General features: G+C 66.6%; 24 protein-coding genes and 1 tRNA gene. 6 read left to right on the forward strand and 19 right to left on the reverse strand.

The features are described from left to right. Positions 1-11 precede the first annotated feature (11 nt). Genes eutC through eat form a run of 3 tightly spaced genes read right to left on the reverse strand, consistent with a single transcriptional unit; the run spans position 12 to position 3639 of the window. The gene (eutC, locus tag B3T59_RS12060) at positions 12-800 is read right to left on the reverse strand and encodes an ethanolamine ammonia-lyase subunit EutC (protein WP_005207212.1); all 789 of its coding nucleotides are present in this window, start codon (positions 798-800) and stop codon (positions 12-14) included. Further along, the gene (locus B3T59_RS12065) at positions 797-2203 is read right to left on the reverse strand and encodes an ethanolamine ammonia-lyase subunit EutB (protein WP_005207213.1); all 1407 of its coding nucleotides are present in this window, start codon (positions 2201-2203) and stop codon (positions 797-799) included. The genes eutC and B3T59_RS12065 overlap by 4 nt, the downstream gene beginning before the upstream one ends. Then, entirely contained in the window at positions 2200-3639 is a 1440-nt protein-coding gene (eat, locus tag B3T59_RS12070) for an ethanolamine permease (RefSeq protein WP_287003520.1), read from the reverse strand. Before eat ends, B3T59_RS12065 begins: the two co-directional genes overlap by 4 nt. Positions 3640-3849: 210 nt before the next feature. Between eat and B3T59_RS12075 the strand changes: the two genes are divergently transcribed. Both B3T59_RS12075 and B3T59_RS12080 read left to right on the forward strand, forming a co-directional pair. Further along, complete coding sequence (locus tag B3T59_RS12075; RefSeq protein WP_287003522.1) at positions 3850-5349, forward strand: APC family permease; 1500 nt, start codon at positions 3850-3852, stop codon at positions 5347-5349. A 43-nt stretch (positions 5350-5392) separates the two neighbouring features. Continuing rightward, positions 5393-6130: an IclR family transcriptional regulator gene (locus tag B3T59_RS12080; protein ID WP_287003524.1), complete on the forward strand. Its 738-nt coding sequence runs from the start codon at positions 5393-5395 to the stop codon at positions 6128-6130. A gap of 55 nt (positions 6131-6185) precedes the next feature. On the opposite strand, the gene arsC is transcribed toward B3T59_RS12080, so the two are convergent. Genes arsC through glmU form a run of 4 tightly spaced genes read right to left on the reverse strand, consistent with a single transcriptional unit; the run spans position 6186 to position 10282 of the window. Next, entirely contained in the window at positions 6186-6542 is a 357-nt protein-coding gene (gene arsC, locus B3T59_RS12085; RefSeq protein WP_287003526.1) for an arsenate reductase (glutaredoxin), read from the reverse strand. Between the two features lie 25 nt (positions 6543-6567). Then, positions 6568-7764 (reverse strand): MFS transporter, encoded by a 1197-nt coding sequence (locus B3T59_RS12090; protein ID WP_287003528.1) that lies wholly within the window; start codon positions 7762-7764, stop codon positions 6568-6570. Positions 7765-7771: 7 nt separating this feature from the next. Further along, on the reverse strand, positions 7772-8749 hold the full coding sequence (locus tag B3T59_RS12095; RefSeq protein ID WP_049697995.1) for a ribose-phosphate diphosphokinase: 978 nt from the start codon (positions 8747-8749) through the stop codon (positions 7772-7774). Between the two features lie 57 nt (positions 8750-8806). Beyond that, on the reverse strand, positions 8807-10282 hold the full coding sequence (glmU, locus tag B3T59_RS12100) for a bifunctional UDP-N-acetylglucosamine diphosphorylase/glucosamine-1-phosphate N-acetyltransferase GlmU (RefSeq protein ID WP_287003533.1): 1476 nt from the start codon (positions 10280-10282) through the stop codon (positions 8807-8809). A 213-nt stretch (positions 10283-10495) separates the two neighbouring features. Here glmU and B3T59_RS12105 point away from each other — a divergent pair, with 213 nt between their 5' ends. After that, complete coding sequence (locus B3T59_RS12105; protein ID WP_287003535.1) at positions 10496-11251, forward strand: SDR family oxidoreductase; 756 nt, start codon at positions 10496-10498, stop codon at positions 11249-11251. 207 nt (positions 11252-11458) lie between these two features. Further along, positions 11459-11530, forward strand: a tRNA-Gln gene (locus B3T59_RS12110). A 160-nt stretch (positions 11531-11690) separates the two neighbouring features. Here the strand turns inward: B3T59_RS12110 and B3T59_RS12115 are convergent. From B3T59_RS12115 to B3T59_RS12170, 12 genes are all read right to left on the reverse strand, one after another. After that, positions 11691-11996, reverse strand: a complete 306-nt coding sequence (locus B3T59_RS12115) for a hypothetical protein (RefSeq protein ID WP_287003536.1) — start codon at positions 11994-11996, stop codon at positions 11691-11693. An 11-nt stretch (positions 11997-12007) separates the two neighbouring features. After that, entirely contained in the window at positions 12008-12325 is a 318-nt protein-coding gene (locus tag B3T59_RS12120; protein WP_287003538.1) for a hypothetical protein, read from the reverse strand. Positions 12326-12400: 75 nt separating this feature from the next. After that, entirely contained in the window at positions 12401-13234 is an 834-nt protein-coding gene (locus B3T59_RS12125) for a phage major capsid protein (protein WP_287003540.1), read from the reverse strand. A 154-nt stretch (positions 13235-13388) separates the two neighbouring features. Beyond that, entirely contained in the window at positions 13389-13961 is a 573-nt protein-coding gene (locus B3T59_RS12130) for a hypothetical protein (protein WP_287003542.1), read from the reverse strand. Then, positions 13958-15322 (reverse strand): phage portal protein, encoded by a 1365-nt coding sequence (locus B3T59_RS12135; protein WP_287003544.1) that lies wholly within the window; start codon positions 15320-15322, stop codon positions 13958-13960. Before B3T59_RS12135 ends, B3T59_RS12130 begins: the two co-directional genes overlap by 4 nt. A 13-nt stretch (positions 15323-15335) precedes the next feature. Continuing rightward, positions 15336-16811, reverse strand: coding sequence for a terminase large subunit domain-containing protein (locus tag B3T59_RS12140; RefSeq protein ID WP_287003546.1), 1476 nt, complete (start codon positions 16809-16811; stop codon positions 15336-15338). After that, entirely contained in the window at positions 16808-17212 is a 405-nt protein-coding gene (locus tag B3T59_RS12145; protein ID WP_287003560.1) for an HNH endonuclease, read from the reverse strand. Before B3T59_RS12145 ends, B3T59_RS12140 begins: the two co-directional genes overlap by 4 nt. 164 nt (positions 17213-17376) lie before the next feature. Then, positions 17377-17685: a hypothetical protein gene (locus B3T59_RS12150; protein ID WP_287003548.1), complete on the reverse strand. Its 309-nt coding sequence runs from the start codon at positions 17683-17685 to the stop codon at positions 17377-17379. A 136-nt stretch (positions 17686-17821) separates the two neighbouring features. Continuing rightward, entirely contained in the window at positions 17822-18145 is a 324-nt protein-coding gene (locus B3T59_RS12155; RefSeq protein ID WP_287003551.1) for a hypothetical protein, read from the reverse strand. A 165-nt stretch (positions 18146-18310) separates the two neighbouring features. Beyond that, positions 18311-19672 (reverse strand): AAA family ATPase, encoded by a 1362-nt coding sequence (locus B3T59_RS12160; protein ID WP_287003552.1) that lies wholly within the window; start codon positions 19670-19672, stop codon positions 18311-18313. Positions 19673-19829: 157 nt separating this feature from the next. Beyond that, on the reverse strand, positions 19830-20036 hold the full coding sequence (locus B3T59_RS12165) for an excisionase (protein ID WP_287003554.1): 207 nt from the start codon (positions 20034-20036) through the stop codon (positions 19830-19832). A 165-nt stretch (positions 20037-20201) separates the two neighbouring features. Next, the gene (locus tag B3T59_RS12170; RefSeq protein WP_287003556.1) at positions 20202-21332 is read right to left on the reverse strand and encodes a tyrosine-type recombinase/integrase; all 1131 of its coding nucleotides are present in this window, start codon (positions 21330-21332) and stop codon (positions 20202-20204) included. Positions 21333-21768: 436 nt separating this feature from the next. Here B3T59_RS12170 and B3T59_RS24605 point away from each other — a divergent pair, with 436 nt between their 5' ends. Both B3T59_RS24605 and B3T59_RS12175 read left to right on the forward strand, forming a co-directional pair. Then, the gene (locus B3T59_RS24605; RefSeq protein WP_414652091.1) at positions 21769-22557 is read left to right on the forward strand and encodes a helix-turn-helix domain-containing protein; all 789 of its coding nucleotides are present in this window, start codon (positions 21769-21771) and stop codon (positions 22555-22557) included. A 336-nt stretch (positions 22558-22893) separates the two neighbouring features. After that, positions 22894-23060: ParA family protein (locus B3T59_RS12175; protein WP_287003563.1), on the forward strand; the 167-nt coding region annotated here is incomplete at its 3' end.

Genomic DNA, 23060 nt, shown 5'->3' on the forward strand with positions numbered 1-23060 from the left:
AGCCCCGCGACCTAGCCGAGTTCGCCCTGCGCAGCGGCAGCGGCGACGGCGGGGTCGGCAGACGAGGTGTCTTTGAGTGCGACGCCCGACGCGCCGAGTTGCCGTGCCCCGGACACCAGTGCTTCGACGATCCGGGCGGCGTCGCGGTATCCGAGCCCGTCCGGCGGATGGATGTTGGAGATGCAATTGCGTTCGGAGTCACGACGTCCCGGCTCCGGACGATAGGTCAGGTAGATGCCGAGGCTGTCGGCGACGGACAGTCCCGGGCGTTCCCCGATGATCACGAGAAGGATCTCGACGCCGAGCGCCTCCCCGATGTGATCGCCGAGCGCGACGCGTGCCTGGGTGGCAACGACCGGCGGAGCGATCGAGAATTGCGGCGAGAGTCCGGCAGCGATCGTATCGACGAGCGTGACCGCGTGCGTGTCCACCGCCGTCGCCGACAAGCCGTCGGCGATCACGAAACCGATTTCGGCACCTGAATGTTGCACTGCGGAAAGGTCATTCGGGATTCGGCCGAGGTCGGGTCGGCGCAGATACTCCGCCCGCGACGACGCCTGACTCGTGACGACCGCCGGCTCGCCCAACCCCAGCCCCTTCAGACCGTCGACGACGCCGTCGGAGTCCATCGGGGTGTGCACGGCGTCGCGTGCTGCCGCGTGATCGGCCTGGAACTGCAGCACATCAGCACTCGACAGCGCATTTCCGCTGCGCTGCAAGCCGATTCGGGCCTGGGTGAGTCCGCGCATCGATTTCCACGGATCGACCGACGGGATTGATTGCGTCTCGGGCGTGTTCACGACGCCGCCAGTCCGCGCAGCGCCGACGTCTGCGGGTCGAGTGGCACGACGTGGCCGCCGTCGTCGGCCATGCCGATCGTCTGCATCCACTCCTCGAATTCCGGTGCGGCGCGCAGGCCCAGGACGTCGCGCAGGTAGAGCACGTCGTGAAAAGACAGGCTCTGGTAGCCGAGCATGATGTCGTCGGCGCCCGGCACGGTGATGACGAATCCGACTCCGGCCATCCCGAGCAGGCTCAGCAGCGTGTCCATGTCGTTCTGGTCGGCCTCGGCGTGGTTGGTGTAGCAGACGTCGACGCCCATCGGCAGCCCGAGAAGCTTGCCGCAGAAGTGATCTTCGAGTCCCGCGCGGATGATCTGCTTGCCGTCGAAGAGATACTCGGGGCCGATGAATCCGACGACGGTGTTGACCAGCAGGGGTTCCAGCGACCGGGCGACCGCGTAGGCGCGCGCCTCGAGGGTTTGCTGGTCGACGGGCCGGCCACCGGTCCCGAGGTGAGCGCCTGCCGACAGTGCCGAGCCCTGCCCGGTTTCGAGATACATCACGTTGTCGCCGACGGTCCCGCGGTGCAACGACCGCCCGGCCTCATTGCCTTCGTTGAGAACTGCCAGGTCGACGCCGAATCCGCGGTTGGCGCCCTCGGTGCCCGCGATCGACTGGAAGACCAGGTCGACCGGCGCGCCCGCCTCGACCAAGCCGATCGTCGTGGTGACGTGCGAGAGCACGCACGACTGCATCGGAATGTCGAAACGCTGCCGCACGTCGTCGAGGAGTTCGAGCAGCGTCGACGTCGCCTGTGGTGAGTCGGTTGCCGGGTTGATTCCGACGACGGCGTCGCCGCAACCGAGTAGTAGCCCATCGAGCAGACCGGCGGCGATACCCCTCGGATCGTCGGTCGGGTGGTTGGGCTGCAGTCGGGTGGCCAGTCGTCCCGGCAGCCCGATGGTGGTGCGGAATCCGGCGGTGACCTCCATCCGCCGCGCGACCGCGATCAGATCCTGATTGCGCATCAGCTTGCTGACAGCGGCAACCATCTCCGGGGTCAACCCGGGCGACACCGCCTGCAGCCGCTGCGTCCCCCCGGGCGCAACGACCTGTTCGAGCAGCCAGTCACGCAGGCCGCCGACCGTCAGGTGCGAGATGGGTGCGAATGCCTCGCGGTCGTGGGTGTCGATGATCAGGCGCGTCACCTCGTCGGACTCGTACGGGACGAGCATTTCCTCGAGGAACACGGTGAGTGGGAGGTCGGCGAGCACCCATGCCGCCGCCGCGCGCTCGGCGTCGGATTGTGCTGCGCACCCGGCCAATTCGTCGCCAGAACGTGCCGGCGTGGCTTTGGCCATCACGTCGATGAGATCGGCGAACTGATAGGTGTGTCCGCGAAGTGAATGGCTGTAGGTCACGAGAGTCCCTCTTCGGCGTCGGCAATGGCCTCGAACTCTTCGTCGGCACTGGCGAAGACCAGCCGCTTGCGGCTGTAGAGGCCAAAATACGCCATGAAGAGGGCGAACACGATGAGACAGCCGGTTGCCGCCTTGATGTCGACGAGGAAGGTGGCCACGAGCGCGAGCACTGCGATGACGAGCGCGAACGCCGTCGTCACGATGCCGCCCGGCGTCCGGTACGGGCGTGCCAGTTCTGGCTCCCGGATGCGCAGCACGATGTGGCTGATCATCATCAGCACATAGCTCAGCGCCGCACCGAAGACGGCCATGTTGAGCAGCATGGCGCCCTGCCCGGTCAGCGACAGGATGAAGCCGACGATGCCGGGCACGATGAGGGCCAACGTCGGGGACTTGCGGGAGTTGGTCACCGACAACGACTTCGGCAGGTAGCCCGCGCGCGAGAGTGCAAAGAGCTGTCGCGAGTAGGCGTAGATGATCGAGAAGAAGCTCGCCACCAGGCCTGCGAGACCGATGTAGTTGACGACGGTGTGCGCGGTACCGCTGCCCAACGCCTCGACCAACGGGTTGCCCGAAGTCTGCATGGCCGACGCCCCGCCCGCGCCGGGCACCATAAACAGCACCAGCGCGCACGTGCAGATCAGCGCACACATGGCAGCGATGATCCCGCGCGGCACATTGCGAGCGGGGTTCTTGGCCTCCTCTGCGGCGAGGGGCACACCTTCGACGGCGAGGAAGAACCAGATCGCGAACGGGATGGCTGCCCAGATGCCGAGGTATCCGTGGGGGAGGAAGGAGTTCGCGCCCGCCGCGTCCGTCGGAGCGATATCGGTGAGGTTCGACCACGAGAAGTCGCCGATCGCCGCAATAGCGAACACGATCAGCCCGGCGAGTGCGATGGCGGTGATCACGAACATCACCTTCAATGCTTCGCCGACACCTGCGAGGTGCACGCCGATGAAGATGGCGTAGACCACGAGGTACACCCACCAGCCGTCGGTGATCCCGAACAGGTGCAGTGATTCGACGTATGCGCCGATGAAGGTGGCGATCGCCGCGGGCGCGATTGCGTACTCGATCAGGACCGCGGTGCCGGTCGCCATTCCGCCCCACGTGCCGAGAGCCCGGCGGGCGAAGGTGTATCCGCCTCCTGCCGCGGGTAGGGCCGAGCTCATCTCGGCCATGCCGAGCACCATCGCGAAATACATCGCGGCGATGATGACGGCCGCGATCGCCAGGCCGCCGAAGCCGCCCTGCTCGAGTCCGAAGTTCCACCCTGAGTAGTCGCCGCTGATGACGTAGCTGACTCCGAGGCCTGCGAGCAGCACCCACCCGGCCGTGCCGGTCTTGAGTCGACGTTTGTCGAGGTAGTCGGTCGAACTCGCGGTCGACGACGCGGCAGCCGTGGCGCCGCCTCCGGACTCGATTGTGCTCATGAACGCGCCTTTCGTGCGGAGGCGAGATCACCGTCGGTCTCGCTGCTTACTCGATTCCGGCAGAACGGTACGGGGTGTGTGTCACGTCACAATGGCGCCAAGGTAAGGGCGGCTGAGAAATGCGAGAGCCGGATTTCTCACGCGGGTTAACACGCTGGAAACACGAAAACGATGCGTCGCAACGACCGCTCCGTCACGGTAGAGGGCGCTATGCCGACATCCTCCACTGCCGAGTCACCTACTGGCGAATCGCTGTCGCCGTCGTACCCGTTGGTCGCCGACGAGTCGCCGGTGCGCGGCCTGACTCGCCGTCAGCTTCCCTTCATACCCGTCTTCGCGCAGTCCGTCGCGGCCATCGCGCCGGCAGGGACGTCGGCGGTGACGCCGTTGTTCGTGATCGCCGCGATGAGCGGTGCAGGCGGTGTCATCTCGTTCGCCGTCGCGATGGTCGTCGTCATGATGATCTCGGCGTGCGTGCGGCCGATGGCGCAACGGCTCGCCGTCGTCGGCGGTCTCTATTCGTACGTCGCTCAGGGATTCGGCCCGCGGGTGGCCCTGCCGACGGCATGGTCGGCGATCGTCGGTTATGGCTCGGTGAGCATGGCGGGACTTCTCGCAGTTGGCTTGTACCTCAACCACATTGCCGTCAGCATCGGGGTGTCGACGTCGGTGTGGCTGCCGATCGTCTGTGTGATCATCGTCGTGGCCGCCCTCGTCATGACCGTGCTGATGGTTCGCGGGATCAAGGTCTCTGCGACCGCCACACTCGCGATCGAGGTCGTCGCCGTTGTCATCCTGGTCGGCCTCATGGTGTGGCTCGGGATCACGCATCATTCGGCGGACTGGTCGAAGGTGTTCGCACCGCAGGTCGACGTCGGGTCGATGGGTCTGATGATCGTGGTCGCGGTCAGCGCGTTCGTCGGATTCGAGAGTGCGACGACGCTGTCGGCCGAGGCGCGTCGACCCTTCCGCAGCGTTCCGCGCACCCTGCGCTGGACACCGATCGCCGCGGGCGTCATCTATCTGCTCGCGGTGACCACCCAGTCACTCGCGATGTTCGACGCCCCGGTGGGCGTACGGGAGAGTTCCACACCCCTGGCCGCCCTGTTCCTCTCCGACGGCACCCGCGTCACAGCGGTCATCCTCGACATCGGGATCGCGACGTCGTTCTTCGCATGCGCGCTCGCCTCGGTCAACGCGCTGGTGCGCGTCCTGTTCACGCTGGGGCGCGAGCGGGTGGCACCGCGGGCATTCGGCACCACGCACCCGCGCTTTCACACCCCCGCGTTCGCCACGATCTGCGCGATGGCGGTCGTGACGCTCGGGCCGCTGGTGTTCCTCTGGTGCGGCGGCGACCCGCAGAACGGGATCCGCGACTTCCTGACGCTCAGCGCCCTCGGCTACATGGGCAGCTACCTCACCGCGTGTCTCGCATCGCCGCGGCTACTGGCGCGGATCGGGGAGAGCAGCAGGCGCATCCTGGTGCTCGGCGTGGTCACCGCGACCATTCTCGGAGTGCTGTTGCTGACCGCCTTCGGGACCGGCGTCGGACACGGCCGCATTCTGGGCGTCGTCTACGTCGCGTCGATGGCGGTCGTGACCGTGTTCGTCCTGTTCGTGGCGCGACGCCGACCTCATCTGCTCGGCGGTGTCGGTGTCTTTGATGCGACGACCAGCGCCGACATCCTCACGACTGCGACTCTGCGGTGACAACTCGGCGACCCGCGTGCGCATGCCACCGTGAGGGGGCGACATGGCGATAGGCCGTGCGCCGCGGTCGGATTCGGTGGTGCGCGCGCTGCAGATCATCGAGACCGTCGCCGACCTCGGAATCGGTACGACGGCCCGCGACATCGCCGATCGGCTCGATCTCCCCTCCGCGAGCACCTATCGGCTGCTCAACAGTCTCGTCGCCGACGAGTTCCTGGTGCGGACGGCTGATCTGCGTGGCTTCGCGATCGGCACGCGCCTCGCGTCGTTCGTCGACGGCGTGGTCACGCCTCCGGTCCCGGCGCGTGCCGCGGAGCTGATCGACGAGTTCCGCGGCTCGGTGCGGTTCGCCGTGCATCTGCTCTACTTCCGCCCCGCCTCGGTGCGCGTCCTCGACGCCGATCCCGACCATCCGCTCGACGGGGTGGGTGAGCTCATGCGGTACCTGCACGCGTCTGCGGCGGGCAAACTGCTGCTCGCGTCGCTGTCGCAGTGGCGCGACGCGCTAGAGATGCCGCTACTACCCGTCACGCCCGCCACGATCATCGACCCGACGCGGCTCGAGGAACAGATCGCCGAGATCCGACGGACCGACGTAGCGCGCGACGATGGCGAACTCGTCGTGGCCCACGCGCACGTCGCCGTCCCGATCTACGACGTCACCGGCGCTGTGCGCGGCGCGGTGATGATCGGCGGGGTGTCGAGCAGACTCGAGGCGATCTGCTCACTGACCGACGCCGCGCGCGGACTCGCGAACGCCGTTGGGCCGCTGCTGTTCTGAGCGGTTGTTGTTCTGAGTGGCTATTGTGAGCTGTGGTCTGCCGGTTGTGGCGCTGCTACAGGATCTCGTCGAGCTTGTCGAGTGGGCGGGCGAGGCGAGTTCCCTTGTCGGTCACCACAAACGGACGTTCGACGAGGATCGGGTGCGCGACCATCTCGTTGAGCAGTTTCTCGTCCGACGCGGCGTCGAGGTCGAGCTCCTTGTAGAGCGCCTCGCGCTTGCGCGCGGCCTGACGAACGGTGATACCCGCATCGGCGAAGAGCTTCTCGAGTTGTGCGCGGGTGTACGGCTCGTCGACGTACTTCACGATTGTCGGTTCGACGCCCTCGTCGCGGAGTCGTTGCAGCGCTTTGCGCGACGTCGAGCATTTGGGGTTGTGATAGATCGTCGCGTTGTCGCTCGCAGCAGCCATAAGGGTGACACTACCCAAGCGCCAACTACCCAGACTCTGCGGCGGCGTCGTCGGGTGTGATGCGCCGGGGGAGCGTGAGGGCGACGGCTAGGGCGATGACCGCGCACACGGCTCCGACGACGACGGGTGCGAGCGCGCCGCCGTGCTCGATCGCCAGTGCGCCGATCAGAGCGCCGACGCCGATCGAGAAGTTGAACGTCGTGGAGTAGAGCGTCGTCGCCGACTCCCGGTAGGCGGGTGCCACGCGGAACACCGTCGTCTGCAGGCCGATCGGGGCAGCGGCGTATCCGGCGGCCCACACGAGGAGTCCGACGAGAGCCGAGGGAAGCCACAGACCCGCGACGGGCGTGAGTATCAGTGCACCCGCGAGGACCGCGATGATCGCCGCCAGCGACCACCGCACCGACTGGGTCCGGGTCAGGAATGCCCCGGCCGTGAAGTTGCCCGCGACCCCTGCCACGCCCATCACCAGCAGGACCACACCGACCAGGTCGGCGTTGATTCCGAGGATCTCGACGATGAACGGGGTGACGTAGGTGTAGGCGGCGTACGCACCGGTGATGACGAGCGCGGTGACGATCAGCGTCGTCCGGAGGTCGCGCATGCGCAGCAACCTCGGCAGACCGCGCAGGCCGATGGTCTCGCTGTCGCCAGGGACCGAACGGAGCAGCACCGTCAGCGCGACGAGGCTCACCAGACTCAGTCCGGCAAGCGTCCAGTAGGCGGCCCGCCAGCCGAATGCCTGCCCGATCACGGTGCCGACGGGCATGCCGAGCACCGACGCCAGCGACACCCCTGAGAACGCGATCGTGGTCGCGCGGACGGCGGCGTTCGGTGGGACCAGGCGCACCGCGGTGGCCGCGACGATCGCCCACATCAACCCGAGGGCGACGCCGATCGACATGCGGACCGCCACCAGCATCGCGTAGTTCACGGCGAGGGCGGTGAGCGCGTTGACGACGACGAATGCGGCCATGACGCAGAGCAGGATCGGACGGCGATCGAGGCGTCGAGTCGCCGTGGAGAGGGTGGGTGCACTGACCGCGGCCACGAACGCGAAGAACGTGACCGTGAGGCCGATGGTGCCCTCGGAGACGTCGAGGTCGGTGGCCATCGGACGGAGTAATCCAATGGGCATGATCTCGGTGGTGGTGATGGTGAACACACCGAGCCCAAGCGAGACCACCGCCGCCCAATCGCGTCGGGCGGCGGTGGTGGTCATCGATGTGTCAGGCGTTGCCGTCGAAAAGGCTTGTCACCGAACCGTGTTCGAACACCTCGCGGATGGTCTGTGCCAGCAGCGGTGCGATCGAGATCACGGTCAACTTGTCGAAGCGCTTCTCCTGCGGGATCGGGAGCGTGTCGGTCACGATGACCTCGTCGGCCTCGGAGTTGGCAAGGCGCTCGGCGGCCGGATCGGAGAAGACCGCGTGCGTCGTGGCGATGATGACGTCGCCCGCGCCCGCTTCCTTGAGCTTCGAGACCGCGCCGACGATGGTGCCGCCGGTGTCGATCATGTCGTCGATGACCACGCAGGTGCGGCCTTCGACCTCGCCGACGACGCGGTGCGCGACGATCTGGTTGGCGACCAGCGGGTCGCGGGTCTTGTGGATGAACGCGACGGGAGCGCCGCCGAGCGCATCCGACCACTTCTCCGCGACGCGCACACGACCCGAATCCGGCGAGACGACGACGAGGTTCTCGATGCCGTACTTGCCGCGGACGTAGTCGGAAAGCTGTCCCTGAGCGTGCATGTGGTCGACGGGGCCGTCGAAGAAGCCCTGGATCTGATCGGTGTGCAGGTCGACCGAGATGATGCGGTCGGCGCCTGCGGTCTTCATCAGGTCGGCGATGAGGCGGGCCGAGATCGGTTCACGACCGCGTGCCTTCTTGTCCTGACGTGCGTACGGGTAGAAGGGCAGGATCACGCTGATGCGCTTGGCCGAGCCGCGCTTGAGCGCGTCGATCATGATCAGCGCCTCCATCACCCACTCGTTGAGCGGGGCGGGGCAGCTCTGGATCACGAACGCATCCGAACCGCGCACCGACTCCTCGTAGCGAACGAAGATCTCGCCGTTGGCGAAGTTCCGCGCGGTCTGCGGTGTCAGCTTGATGCCGAGTTCGTCGGCGACAGCCTGCGCGAGGTCGGGGTGTGCACGCCCCGAGAACAGCATCAGGTTCTTCTGGTTGTCGGTGGTCCAGGTCATGAAAACTCTTCTACTCGTTCGTCGGCCGGTGGGCGGCTCTGCCAGCGGGTCACGTGGCTAGGAGCCGGGCTGTTCGGGCTGAGTATCGGCCGCGCCTGCCTCGATCGCTGCGCGTGCGGCAGCCGTGTCGGGGCGTTTGCGGGGTACCCAACCGTCGATGTTGCGTTGTGGACCCGACGAGACCGCGAGGGCGCCGGGCGGGACATCGTCCCGAATGACCGTACCTGCCCCGGTATATGCGCCGTCACCGACCTGCACCGGAGCGACGAACATGTTGTCCGATCCGGTCCGGCAATGCGACCCGATCACCGTTTGATGCTTGTTCACCCCGTCGTAGTTGACAAAGACGCTCGACGCCCCGATGTTCGATTCCTCGCCGATCGTCGCGTCGCCGACGTAGGTGAGGTGCGGAACCTTGCTACCTGCACCGATGGTGGCTTTCTTGGTCTCGACGAAGGTGCCGATCTTGCCGCGTTCACCCAACTCGGTACCCGGCCGCAGGAAGGCGAATGGGCCGACGGATGCGTCGTCGGAGATCACCGAGTCGGAGCCGTGCGTGCGGATCACCGACGCCCCGCGGCCGATGGTCACGTCGGTGAGCGTGGTGTCGGGGCCGACGACGGCATCCTCGGCGATACGGGTGGCGCCGTGCAGTTGTGTGCCCGGCTCGATGCGGACGTCGCGCTCGATGCGTACGTCGACGTCGATCCACGTCGAGCCCGGATCGACGACGGTGACGCCCGCGAGCTGGTGGCGACGGATGGTCGTGGCGTTGAGCGCGGCGCCGAGCGCGGACAGTTGCGCGCGGTCGTTGCAGCCCGCGACGACCAGCGGATCGTCGACGACATGCGCCCGGACGGTCTTGCCCGCCGTGCGCGCGATCTCGATGACGTCCGTCAGATAGAACTCGCCCTGTGCGTTGTCGGTGGAGAGTTGTTGCAGCGCCGAGCGCAGTGCCTGCGCGTCGAAGGCGTAGATGCCCGCGTTGACCTCGGTGATCGCGCGCTGAGCGTCGCTCGCGTCCTTTTCTTCGACGATGGCCTGCACCGAGCCGTCGTTGGTCCGGATGATCCGGCCGTATCCGGTCGGCTCGTCGGCGATGAAGCCGGTGAGCGTGACGGCGGCGCCGTCTCCCGCGGTGTGTGTGGCGACGAGGGCCTCGATCGTCTGGCCGTCGAGGAGTGGGATGTCGGCGGCGGTGACGATCACCGTTCCGGTGAAGTCGTCGGGGAGCGCGGTCAGACCCGCGCGCGCGGCGTCGCCAGTTCCGGCGGGCGAATCCTGAACGGCCACAACGATGTTGGTGCCCAGCTCATCGGCGATCTCGTTGACGGCCGCGGTGACGCGTTCGCGTTCGTGGCCGACGACGGCCACGAGTTGATCGGGGGATGCCGCTGCTGCGCCATGCAGCACATGGCCGACGAGCGAGCGTCCACCGATGGTGTGCAGGATCTTGGGCGTCTTGGATTTCATCCGAGTGCCCGCGCCCGCGGCGAGGACGATCACGGCTGTCGCGGCTGACTTCTCTGTCATGTCCACCTCCGGGATTCGACGACTGCGCGCCGCGCGCACCGAGTGACGGCGTCGGGCGTGGCGACGGACCGATACTACTGACTCATCTACGGCGTAGAAGCGTCAGTGCAGGTAGTGGCCGGGGTGCAGGTGGTGACGGCGGCGCGAACCGCGACTGATAGAACCGAAGGGACGCACGTCACAGGAGACGTACACGCAACGGAGGAGTTCGCAATGAGCGCTCAGAAGACAGCAATCGTGACCGGATCGGGTCGGGGCATCGGCGCGGCGGTGGCCAAGCGCCTCGCCGACGACGGTCTGGCCGTCGCCGTTCTCGACATCACCGAGGAGGCCGCAGCCGACACCGCCAAGGCGATCAACGACGCCGGCGGCAAGGCGATCGCTGTCGGCGCAGACGTCTCCGACGAGGCGTCGGTCAACGCGGCCGTCGAGAAGGTCGCCGCCGAACTCGGCGCGCCGACCGTGCTGGTGAACAACGCGGGCATCCTGCGCGACAACCTGCTGTTCAAGATGAGCGTCGACGACTGGGACGCAGTCATGGGCGTGCATCTGCGCGGCGCATTCTTGATGAGCCGCGCATGCCAGAAGTACATGGTCGACGCCGGTTGGGGCCGCATCGTGAACCTGTCGTCGACCTCCGCTCTGGGCAACCGCGGCCAGGCCAACTACTCCGCAGCCAAGGCGGGTATGCAGGGCTTCACCAAGACTCTGGCGATCGAGCTGGGCAAGTTCGGCGTGACCGCCAACGCGATCGCCCCCGGCTTCATCGAGACCGACATGACAGCGGCGACCGCTGCCCGCGTCGGCATGGACTTCGAGGAGTTCAAGAAGCTGAACGCCTCCGCCATCCCCGTCGCCCGCACCGGCAAGCCCGAGGACATCGCCCACACCGCCTCGTTCTTTGCCTCCGAGGGCGCAGGCTTCGTCTCCGGCCAGGTCATCTACGTCGCCGGCGGCCGGAAGGACTGAGGGTCGGTCGGGCGCGGGCCAGCCGCGCCGCGCAAACGCGGGCCGTTCTGGAGAACGCGGCTGGTGCACCAGCCGCTTCTGCCAGTTCGGCCCGCGTCTGGCGTGGGGTCCGCGGCGCCGGTCGCGCGGCGTGTGCTGGTTGAGATCGCCGCGGCCACCCGTGGCACAATCGTCAGCCGTGCCTGTGGCACACTTCTAGGCGAGTAATCCCCCATGGTGTAATCGGCAACACTTCTGATTTTGGTTCAGGCATTCCAGGTTCGAGTCCTGGTGGGGGAGCCCCTTTGACCAGCGTAAATGCTCTGGAGCGCGGTCCGCGTGCCAGATACGTGCCAGCTCCGGCCACGACAAAGGCCCCCGGACCGGAGTCCGAGGGCCGTTGCCAGCATGACGCGGAGGTGTCCGACCTCCGAGATATTGAGTTGTTGGGTCCAGTATCTCAGCCGGTGCCCACGCGGATGACCACCTCAAGGTGGTGTGTCCGGCCGCCGACGCGATAGACCATCCACTTGCCCTGCGCGGTGTAGGTGACCCCACGCCAGATGACCTGAGTGGCCAGCTCGGCGCGTTTGTCAGTGACCAGGACGCGGTACTCCACCGAGGTGGTCATCCGGCCGCGGAGGGCCTGTTCATCGCCGGAGATCGGGATGACCTCGGCGCGCACGGGGATGTTCTGGGCCGGGATCGGGTCATCGTTCTCATCACGGCCACCGGCCACCTTGAGGGTGACGGTGTCGCGGAGCATGAGCCGCGGCACTACGCGGCCCTCCGGCGGTAGCGGTCCAGGACCGCACGTTCGGCCAGGGTCCAGGAGTTGAAGCCTTCCCCGAAGTTGACCACGCCGGTGCCGTACTTGAGCTGTTCGGGGTTGGCCAACATGCGGGCCGAGGCCATGAGGACCACGGCATCGACGCCGGGACGGGTGGCTCCCGAGGCCTTGAGGTGGGCTCCCCGGCAGTAGGCGTCGATCATGGCCGAGGCCATGGTGACGGCCTGGGTGGCCTGGGCCATGAGCGCGGTGTCGGTGGTGTCCTGGCCCAACCATTTGACCAGGTCGGTGTTGGTGACGGCCACGGTTACCTCCTAAGTGGAAAGGCCCCGGCCGGAGGAACGTGACAACCTCCGGCCGAGGCCAGTTCGGGGGACCGATCAGGCCGCGTTGAGGACCGTGACGGCCTGGGGATGCAACAGACCCAGGTCGTAGCGGGTGACCACGCGGATGGCCTGTTCGTCGTAGTCGGCGTACCGCTCGGAGAGCACGGTCACCGAGGGCTGGAGGTCGCGGACGACGGCCACCTGGCCCATGTCCACCAGTGCGGCCTTGCCGGTGGCCAGCTTGTTGGTGACGATGCACGGGATACCGAACAGGGTCCGCTTGCCCTCGGCGGTCAGATCCGGCGAGATCAGGTAGCGGCCATCGGCGTCCTTGATTTTGGACAGGGCGTAGAAGTCCGCACCGGACAGGAGCCAGTGGGTCGGGGTGACCTCGTTGGCCGAGGCCACCGCCATGGCGTCCAGGAGGCTGTCGGGCTCATCGGTGTCCAGGACCGAGACCGGCGACCCGGAGTGATTGAGCAGACCGCGGACGGTGTTCGATGCGCCGTCACCCTTGAGGAGCGCATCGTCCAGCTTATTCGCCACGTCGGCCACGAGACGCTGGCGGAGTACGGCGTCCAGGCCAACGACCGACTGGCGGGCCAGCTCATTCGAGAACCGGATGAGGGTCTTGATGGACTTGAGCGTGGAGGGCATGAGGTTGATCTCATCGAACTGGACATCGGCGTCCGGGATGAGCTGGGACTCACCGACCCAGCCGACCGAGGCCCCGGCGGTCAGTCGCGGGATGCGCAGCGGCTCCGAGGAGTCGAAGATCTTGGGTCCGGCGGCCAGGACGACCGAGGCGGCCTCCAGCGGTTGCACGAGTAGCGACGCAACCTGTTCCTTGAGCAATGCGCCGTTGGTTGCAGTGGTTTCAGATGCCACGATTATCTCCAAAGTGATTGTGGTTCAACAGTGTTCGCACTTTGGGCACCTGGCCCGCTCTGCGGTGAGAATCTCGCCACCTGGGCGATGTGTCCCACTATATGGGACGGTCCCCGTCCTCGGCAATGAGGACGGGGACCGTGAGGGCCTGGGACTATGCGTTCTGGCGGAGGATACCGAGGAGGTCCACCCCGCTGGAGGCCGAGGCCTTGGCTCCCTGGGCGGCGGCGTCCGGCGCGAACCGTCGCGCCTTGAGGTGAGGCTTGGCCTCCAGGAGCGCGGCGATGGCGGCCTGGAGGGCCTCGGGGCTCTCCAGGTGGGCCGCGTCGAACGGGAGGTCCGCGGGGTCGGCCAGGCTCCCGGTCTGCTCCACGCTCATCCGGTGGAGCCGCTCCTGGAGTTCGCGGACCTGGGTCCGGTACCCGGCCGATTCCTTGCGGAGGTCCTCGACGTACGCGCGGGGGAACGTGTCACCCTCCGGCGGGGTCTCCGAGGCCTCGGCCCCGGAATTGTCGGGCTCTGAGTTGCCCTCTCCCGCGTTATCCGGGCCTCCCTGGGGTGATCCATCCTCGGATTCCGTGCTCTCCGAGCCTGTTTCGGCCGTCTCGGTGGCCGTGGAGTCGTTGGTCTCCGAGGCCTTGGGAGCGGTATCCGAGGCCGTATCGGTGGCCTCGGGGCCGGTTTCGGTGGTCTGTTCGGTGGTCTTGTCGTCGTCGGTGGTGCTCACGCGGCGTCCTCCTGGGTCACGTTGTTCTCAAGTGCCGGAGTCGGTCCGGCGGCCGGTGCTTGTGCGGGTCCCTGGTCGGGGTTGTCGATGCCGAGTCGGGTCCGCGCCTCGGTGGTGGTGATGATCCCGGCGGCGTGCAATTTCACGATGGCGTCGGCCTCCTGGGCCGCCGAGCGGGTGGCCGGGTCAGCCCACTGGACCCGCGGGGTGTAGTCGGTGACCTCTCCACCGTTCTCCACGGCCAGGATGAGACGGCCGACCTGTTCCCAGGCCCTCCCGAACACCGCTTGCCGTGCCTCGGCGCGCGCGGTGAGGGCGGCCTCCGCGGCCCGGATGGCGTCGGCCGACGCGGGGACGGTGGTGTTGAGGCCGAGGTAATGGCCGGGGAGGCCGCTCACCGCGCTGGCCTGCTGGAGCAAGGACCGCATGGCCACGTCATACCCGGTGAGATCCGCGCCGGGGAGCTGGCCGAACTTGCCCTCTGCGGCCTCGTTGACCATCATCCGGTCGGTCTCGGAGACGGGGTTCACCACGTCCACGATGGGCTCCCCGTCCTCATCCAGGACAGGGTCCCCGTTGTCGTCCAGACGCGGCTCCTCGGCCAGCTCCAGGCCGGTGGCCCATCGTCGGGGACGCGCGCCGTACTCCGAGGCGGTCATCATGTCCGCGGTCAGCTTGTTGATCCCGTCCACCACCGGGATGAGGTCGGTGAACTCCGAGATCCCGAACATGTCCAGCGGACGGTCGGCGTTGGTGAGCGGGACGACGGGGACGGCCATGAGCGGGTTGTCCACGGTCTGGACCACCGTGGCCGCGGTGATCTGGGCACCGTCACCGATGAGGTGTTCAATACGGTCCGGCCGGTAGATCACCCACCGGGTGGCTCCCTCGGTGCCGTCCGGGCGAAGCTCGGTCCACCGCTTGACCGCGGCCAGAACCTCACGGGTCCCGGCGTCCCGGTAGACGGCCACCTGGCGGCCGGACTCGATGGAGACCGAGGCCTTACCGTCCGGGCGTGCCCAGACGATGACCGCGGCCTCACCGAGGGCCAAGGCCTCACGGTGCGCCGAGGGAGAGGTCTGGTCCAGATCCGAGCGGACCCAGGCGTCCCAGAGGGTGGCGTCCCGCTTGCCCTCGGCGTCGGTGAACCCGGTCACCCGGAGACGCTCCGCGATGGCCGAGACCGCCAGCCGCGGGAGGTTGACGGCGATCCGGTCGAACCGCTGGCCGATGGACTTACGGGCCTCCGGCGAGAGGTACGCCAGAGGTTGCTCCCCGGCGTAGTACTGGCCGAGGCGGTGGAGCGCGGGCGCTCGGACGTTGAGAGCCTGGTCCAGTTCGATGTTGGTGGGTTCGTTCACGGTGTGAATCTCCTTACGCTGCAAACGATCTGACACGGCGACGCTTGGGTTTACGGGTGGCCCGCCACGTCGCTCGGGAGTGGGCCATGACCAGGCACGCGGCCAGGTCGATCTTGCGGGCGTTGCGACGACGGGAGGCCTTGGCCAACCTCATCCCGCGGCCGTCCTCCTGGATCACCGCGGCGGCGACGTGCGCAGCCAGGCGTGGATCTCCCGAGTGGGTCATCCGGCCGTTCGTCGCGGCACTGTAGAGGTCCCCGGTCGCCGCGGTGAGCCGTGACGGGGAGTGAGGGAACTCCACAACGGGCAGCGACTCGGCTTCGAGGGCCTGGAGGGTCCGGGTCCAGCGGAACGGGTCCGCGATGATCTCGGAGACCTTCCAGCGCTTGCAGGAGTCCCGGATGGTCTGCTCCACCTCGGCCACCGGCACGCGGTAGCTCTCATCCCCGGTCGGCCGCTCCCAGGTGGCCACGACATCGAAGTGAGGTTCCTGGCTCACGGTGCCGACCAGGAGCGCGGTGGTGTCGTCGGAGAACGATCCGTCCAGCGCCAGGACAACCTCCGCGCCATCGGGGACCCCGACGCCGGTGGAGAGGCCGTCCCAGATCCCACGGGGCAGGAAAGCGCCGTCCTCCTCGGTGGCGAACTGGCAGAGCCGAGCGCGCCGGAACGTGGCCTCTCGGGTCTTGGGAGGCAGGAGAGCCACCAGCGCGTCGGCGTGGAGGTAGTCACCCAACGCCGGGTTGGCCAGCTCCCAGCAATGACGGCAGTCCACCGGGTGGTCGATGAACTCGTCGGCGGAGAACTCCCGCCAGACCATCGTGGTGTCCTCGGGGTGCTCGGCCGCGTACGTCCGTAGATCCGCCAGGACGTTGTCGTGAGGGTTGGGTCCCGGCGTCCCGATGACCACCAGGGAGGACCGCTCACGCTTGCCCTGGGCCAGCGTGAGGACCTCGTAGGTATCGCGGGTGACCACGCCTCCCTCGTCCAGGATGGCCAGCGTGTAGTCCAAGCCCTCCAACCGCTTGGGTTCTGCTGGCAGACAGGAGAACTCGGCGTTACGGCCGGGGATCACCAGGCGCTCCTTGAACACCTGGCACCGGCTGGCCAGCTCGGGGTCCAGCTCCACCATGCGCCGCGCTATGCCGAACACGATGCCGGCCTGACGTTCATCGACCGCGACGACGCAGATGTTCGCGCCCTCGGGTCCGCAGAACAGCTCATAGACGCCCCAGGCCGCCATCAGCGTGGACTTGCCCTGACCTCTCGGGAGCATCCACCCGGCGGTCCGCGGCTGGACCTCGGCGTCCAGGACCGAGCCCACAAGGTCCACTTGCCACGGCCGGAGCCTCATCGGCTTGAGTGCCCCGGTGCCCTTGGGGGTCTTGATGAACTTGGCGCAGAACGCGGCGAACCGGGCCGCGCCGGTCTTGCGCGGTCGGAACGGGAGCGGCGTCGGGTCCACCGCGGCCTTGGGTCCAGCCTTCACGCGCCCACCTCCTGGTCTGTGCGTCCCACTATATGAGACGCGTCTACGTTTTGCCTGGTCGCTATACCCCATGGGGGTGTGTAACGCGTTTCGCGGCTAACCGGCGGAACGGCGGCGGGCTCGGGAGCGGGTCCCTCCCCACCCTCAACGGCACGCTGGGCGGCCTGGATGGCTTGCCGGTACTTGACCTTGCGCGTGCGCTTGTGGGCCTCCTGGAGCCGCTCCAGGACCGCCGACGCCTCGGCAGGAGTCCACCGATGGCCGCGGGAACGGTTGTGCTTGCGGCAGAGGACCCGGAGGTTCTCCACGAAGTAGACCAGCTCGGGGAACTCCACGATGGGGAGGATGTGGTCCACCTCCAGCATGGTCTTGGACCCGCAGATCTCGCAGAACGGGGACATGCGCCGGAGCCGCGCGCTCAAGTTCTTCCACCGGGTGTTGTTCCAGTGGGCCGAGGCCCGGTCCCTGGTCCGGTCGCGGGCGGTGTCGGCCTCACGTCGGCAGTCTGGGCAACGTCCCGGACCGTCGTGAGGCTCACCGCACGCGGTACAGGGTCGGAGGATGCTCACTGGTCGTCCTCGGTGTCCTGGCCGTAGATCACCGAGCGCATGGCGGGTGCGAAGTCGGCCATCGTTGCGCCCGCCGAGTGGATGAGGCCGAGGAGCGTGGAGCACTTGGCCAAGGCGTGGAGGCGGCCGTCCACGTCCATGTTCAGCACGACATCGGTGGCGATGTCGGCGGCGGCCATCACGTCGGGAAGGCTGGCGTGGTCGAGCGTGAAGGCCGATGCCTCACGGTCGCCGCGTTCGATTGCCTCACAGATTGCGAGCATGTCGGCCACCGCTTCCACGGGTGCGCTGCTGCTGTCGGTCATCGGTGTGTTCCTCCAGATAGTTCAAACTCCTTGATGGCCAGGACTTCCAAGGCCGCCGGGTCGGCGCATCGTCGACGACGACAACCCCCGGTCAGCAGCAGTCGACGATCCAGGCCGGGGATACGGGCTGGTGTGCTCACGGCTCCATCACCAATGCCATGGCCGCGGCGAGTTGTTCAGCGATGAACGTCCGCATACGTTCGGCGTCGTCGCGGCCGTGATAGGTCCCGTCGACCCGGACGACAATGTCGAACGAATCCGGGCCAACCTGTTCCAGTCGGACCGCGTCATGCTCGGTGAGCCACCGACGCCGTTGGTGGAGGAACTTCACTGGTCCGCCCTCGGACGCGTAGAACTCAACCCACGCCGCTATCTCGTCTCGGTTGAGAGGTGGGTGGTCTGTGGTTTCCGATGCCTTGAGTAGCTCGGGGTCCTGGAAGATGTCGTCGTCGGTACTCACCGGTTGGGGCTCCTTGGTTGTTGGAAGTTGAACTTCTATGCGCCATTCGCCGGGGCCACCGCCCCTTATAGGGCGGCGGCGAGTTGGCGAATACGTTTGGCGAATACCGGCGAATACCGGCGAGTTGGCGAATAGGGTGCGTTTCCGCAGGTCAGATGGCATGGGCTATTCGCCGCCTATTCGCCGGTCTATTCGCCGAACCTGGCCCGATTCCGGCGAATCCGGGCGGCGAATACCGGCGAATGCGCTGACCTGCGGTTTTGTCGGTTCAGAGAACGGATTCACGGCCTTGAGAGGCCTGGCCGCCATGGGGTCCACCGCGTGCAGTCGGTGGCTTCGTCCTTGTGTCGTGAGGACCAGTTCCCCGGACTCGATGAGGTCGGCGACAGCAGCTCGGATAGCGGCCCTCGGGAGACCCTCACCGGCGTAGTTCTCGGTGTCGCGCTTGGTCGGTTCGACGCCGATGTTGTTCTGCTCCCGTACCCACTCGGCAACCGCAATCCTGGCCGCGGTGTTGCGCGAGATCCGCTCCCGGTCCTTGGCCACCTTGGCGGCATCGGGGACCGGCGGAACATACGTCAGATGACGGGTCTCGGCGTCGTACTCCAGGACACCCTTGAGCACCTCGACATCGCGGCCGATAGCGGCGAAGGTGCGCTCGGCGGCGAGGTCCTTCTTGTCCTCGGTCCCCAGATAGCAGATGACATCTGGCCAGTCCTCGATCCGGCTATCACCTCGCGCCCGGTTCTCACCGTGACCGGCGTGATGGACGACCACCGCCTCCGATGCACCGCACTCCGCGAGCAGCGCGTCGAAGGCCACGAGGAACTTACCGGCGTCGGTGTGCTCATTGAGCCCCAGAGCGTCCAGAATCGGCCGCAGGCAGTCGAGCACGACGACATCGACGCCGCGTAGGATCTCGGCCCACTCGGCCCGTGTGGCGTCGTCCAGGATGTTGAACGTGGCTGCCTTGCCGCGCAGCGGGATCAGCCGTACTGCGTCGGTGTTCTTGATGTCCTGATCGCGCAACCATCGACGTGTCTGTTGCCTGCTCATCTCCACGTCGATTACCGCGACTGTCCGGGCTCGGGTGGCGAACGTGCCGAGGAACGGCACCTGATCGGCGTGAGCACGACAGAGGTTGCCGATCCAGGTTGTCTTGCCGACCTTGCGCGGAGCGACCACCACGGACCGAGCACCGACCGGGAGGAGCCCGTCTATCGAGTAGTCGATCGCCTCGTCGGGCTCGGTGAGCAGGTCGGTCAAGGTGACCGCAGCGGGAATCTCGCCACGTAGCTCACCGGCCCGCTTGGCCGCCCTCTCGGCATCGACGGTGTCGCGGTTCTCGTAGTAGCGTCGCAGCTTGTCCAGTTCGTCGGTCTTGAACTTGACCAACTTGCGCTTGGCCGCGGCCGACTCCTCCTCGGCAGCTTTCAGCAGATAGTTGGCGGTCTCGATCTCCTCGGCAACATCGTCGGAGACCTCGACCTCGGTCTCAGTCACCGCAAGGGTGATCTTCTTCGTCATCGGCGCTCACCTGCCGGACGATGGAGCACGAGGACGCCGAGGCCGTATCCGGCGGGCCACGCCATGGCCGAGACCATGACGATGAGAATTGATGTCACGTTTGTACTCCTGGAGACGAACCGAATGATGTTGTTCGGGTTGGTGATTCGTCTCCAGGTCACGCGGCGTCGGGGCCGATGTCGCCCGATGCCTTGGCGTCGAACCGGGCTGCCTCATCGACAGAGATACGGATGCAGCGTTCAGAAAACCGGACCGCCTTGAGTCGGCCGTCTGCGATCCATCGACGGCCAGTGCGGTCGGATACTCCGCGCTCCTCGCAGAACTGCGCGAGCGGGATGTACTTCGGGGCGGCCTGCTTGGCCATGTCACACCTCACAAGGGGCCGATCGTGGCCCCGCTACGGGTTGCCCTGGTGGGCTCCATATGTCCGGTTGGTATCCCGTGCGGTGTGATGACGACAGTAGCCGCTAGCGCCGTATGTGGCAACTAGCGGCGCGCTGAGATCCGTTGTGCGCGTTGACGGTATGCGTTAACTCTGGCCTGCCAGCTCCGACAGTCGGCGGGCGATCTCGGCGTCCCGGCCAGCGGCAACGTGCTGGTACCTCATGCTCATCTCCGGCGTCGAGTGCCCGAGCCTGCCCATGAGTTCCTTGGTGGTCGCCCCGGCTTGCGCTGCGAGCACTGCACCGACGTGGCGCAGATCGTGAATGCGGACTTCGGGCTTGCCCACCGAGGCCACCGCGGCCTTGAACGGTTTGGTGAAAGTGCCTGCCGTCAAACGTGTTCCGCGGATCGTCGTGAACACCAAGGCCTCGGGTCCGGCCTCGGTGAACCGCTTCATGTGCGTGGTGAGGGCCTTGGCGACGTGGGGAGGTACGGTCACGTCCCGGACCCCGGCTCTGGACTTCGGTGGGCCGACCTCCAGGGTGTTGCCCACTATGGTGGCCGCACGCCGGATCTTGAGGACCATGGTCCCGTCCTTGGCCACCACCACGTCCTTGCGCCGTAGTTCGATCATCTCCCCGAACCGCAGACCACACCATGCCGTGACGGGGACGCACGTCCGGTAGTGCTCATGGAGCTTGGCGGTGGCGTCGTTCAGCTCGGCCAGGGTGAGGAGTTCGAGATCCACACGGGCGGGACGCTCACCGGCGCGCTCCACCCGGCAGGGGTTGGCGCTCACCGCCAGGCTCTCGTCGGCCACCGCGGCGTTGAAGATTCCCTTGAGGAGGTTGTAGGCGTGGGCCGAGGTGGTCGGGGTCTTGTCGGCCTCCCGGTCACGCCACCACGTGCGGACGGTTGCCAGGTTGATGTCCACCATGCGGAGATCTCCGAGGCCTGGGAGTATCCGGCCGTCTAGGAGGGTCTTGTAGAGGTGGCGGGTCTTGGGAGTGAGGGTCTTGGCGGCCAGCCAGGCGTCGGCGTACTCCCGCAGCGTCACACCGGCGGTACGTCGGTGGGCGGCCCGCGTGGCCGGGGGAGTCCACTCCTCACGTTCGATGAGGATGCGTTCCTTGGCCAGCCAGGCCTCCGCGTCCATCTTGGCCGTGTACGTCGCCGGGGCCTTGTGCTCCTCCAGGTTGGGGCCGTGGATGTAGCGGGCCTGATACTTGCCCGATGGGAGCTTGCGGATGCTCCCGAATGATCGTTTGCCAGCCATGCCGATGCCCTCCAGACGTGCCAGTAGCGTGCCAGATGAGCTTACATCGGTGCCGCTCACGTGCGCTTATGTCCGATCGGCGTGTGCCAGATAGTGCAGGTCAGAGACCCTAACAGGCCTGGTCAACGTAGGTTTTGTGGCCGTCTCCCTGTCCAGGTTCGAGTCCTGGTGGGGGAGCAACGAGAAAGACCAGCTCAGAGCTGGTTTCGCTTCAGCTCCGCAACCCTCATGGCGATATTCTGTCGACATCGCACGCGAGGACCCCTCGAAACGAACGACCCCGACTAGGTGTTAGCGCACCTGCCGGGGTCTGGCGAGGGGATCGTCGCATGATCCTCCATCGCGTTGATTAGCACTGTACCGCTCGCGGTAGTGCTGGTCTAGCGTCGCCGCCGGTAGGCGGTTGTCCCTTCGCCACGAGCTGAAGGGGTCTTTCATGTCCTACGAGCTGACCGCGTGGGCGGTCGCCGTCGAGCGTCCGGCCGAAGCTGGCGCCGACTGGACCACAGTCAAACTCACCCTGGTGACCATGGCGTCGTTCCCCGACGTGCACGGCCGCGAGTGCTTCGCCAGCGTTGCGACGATCGCGAGCCGGATGGGTGTGTCACCTGCGACGGTCAAACGAGCTATCGGAACGCTCAAGCAGTTGGGGCTGGTCGTGGCGTTGGAGCAGCCTGGACGCCCGACGCGGTTCCAGTTTGTCGACGGCGTCCGCGAGGCCGAACCCATGTCACGCGTGACCCAGGTCAACGATGACCCAGGTCATGCGCGAGCTGGGTCGACGATGACCGAGGGGGTAGGTCATCCACGACCCAGGGGGTGGGTCACCGGTGAGCCACAAACAAGGTCTTTAACAAGAGATCTAACAGGGGGCGCGCGTCGAGACGTCGACCGTCCGCGCTTGACGGTGGTTACCGAACCCCCACCCGCAACCTGCGATCGGCATCCTGACGGAACCGACATGCCCTGTGCCGCTTGCGGAGACGCTCGGCGTCGACACCTGGAGTTCGAAAAACGACGACGACTGTCCGCACTCGAAGCCCAACGCGCAGAGCGGGAGCAAGTCGTTGCGGCCGAGCGGGCAGCGATTCGAGCGTGTGGTATGTGCGACGACCGGGGATACCGCGGGTACATGCCTTGCCCCCACGATCCCGACGGTGATGCGCGGCACGCGCGAGGGATGGCCCAGGTTCGGGCGGTCCTGGCTCGGGGGAGTGCTTCATGATGGATTCTCAAGCGCGAGTGTAGGATACGAGCCGATTGTGTGATCTGTGCGGCTCGCATGAACTGATTGTCAGTCACGGCCTGAGTGTCGATGGGCGGCATCTCTCGACCCGGTACCTGCCGACGGTCCGAGTGCTCGGTAGTCCCGGCTGGTTCCACGCTCCGTGTCTCCTCAAGCCTCCTTGATCGTCTCGTACGCAGCGAAATTGGTCTAGCAACGTATTTGGCTCGTTCTGCGTATACAGCTGAACAGCCATATGCCTATTTACCCGTTTAGCTAAACATCCAAATATCCAAGTATCTATTCATCTATCTGGCTGAACTGGAAGGACTTTCAGTGCTCTGCATCGCTGTTGTCAATCTCAAAGGGGGTTCGACGAAGACCACGTCGGCCGCCTACCTCCTCCACGCTCTGGCCGAATCAGGCTTGTCGGTGCTGGGAGTGGATGCCGACCCCGAAAACTGCTCACTCGTCCGATGGTCGGGGCTGGTGCACGAGTGGGT

The organism is Gordonia sp. UBA7860, from assembly GCF_002500165.1.
GTDB classification, from domain to species: Bacteria; Actinomycetota; Actinomycetes; order Mycobacteriales; family Mycobacteriaceae; genus Gordonia; species Gordonia sputi.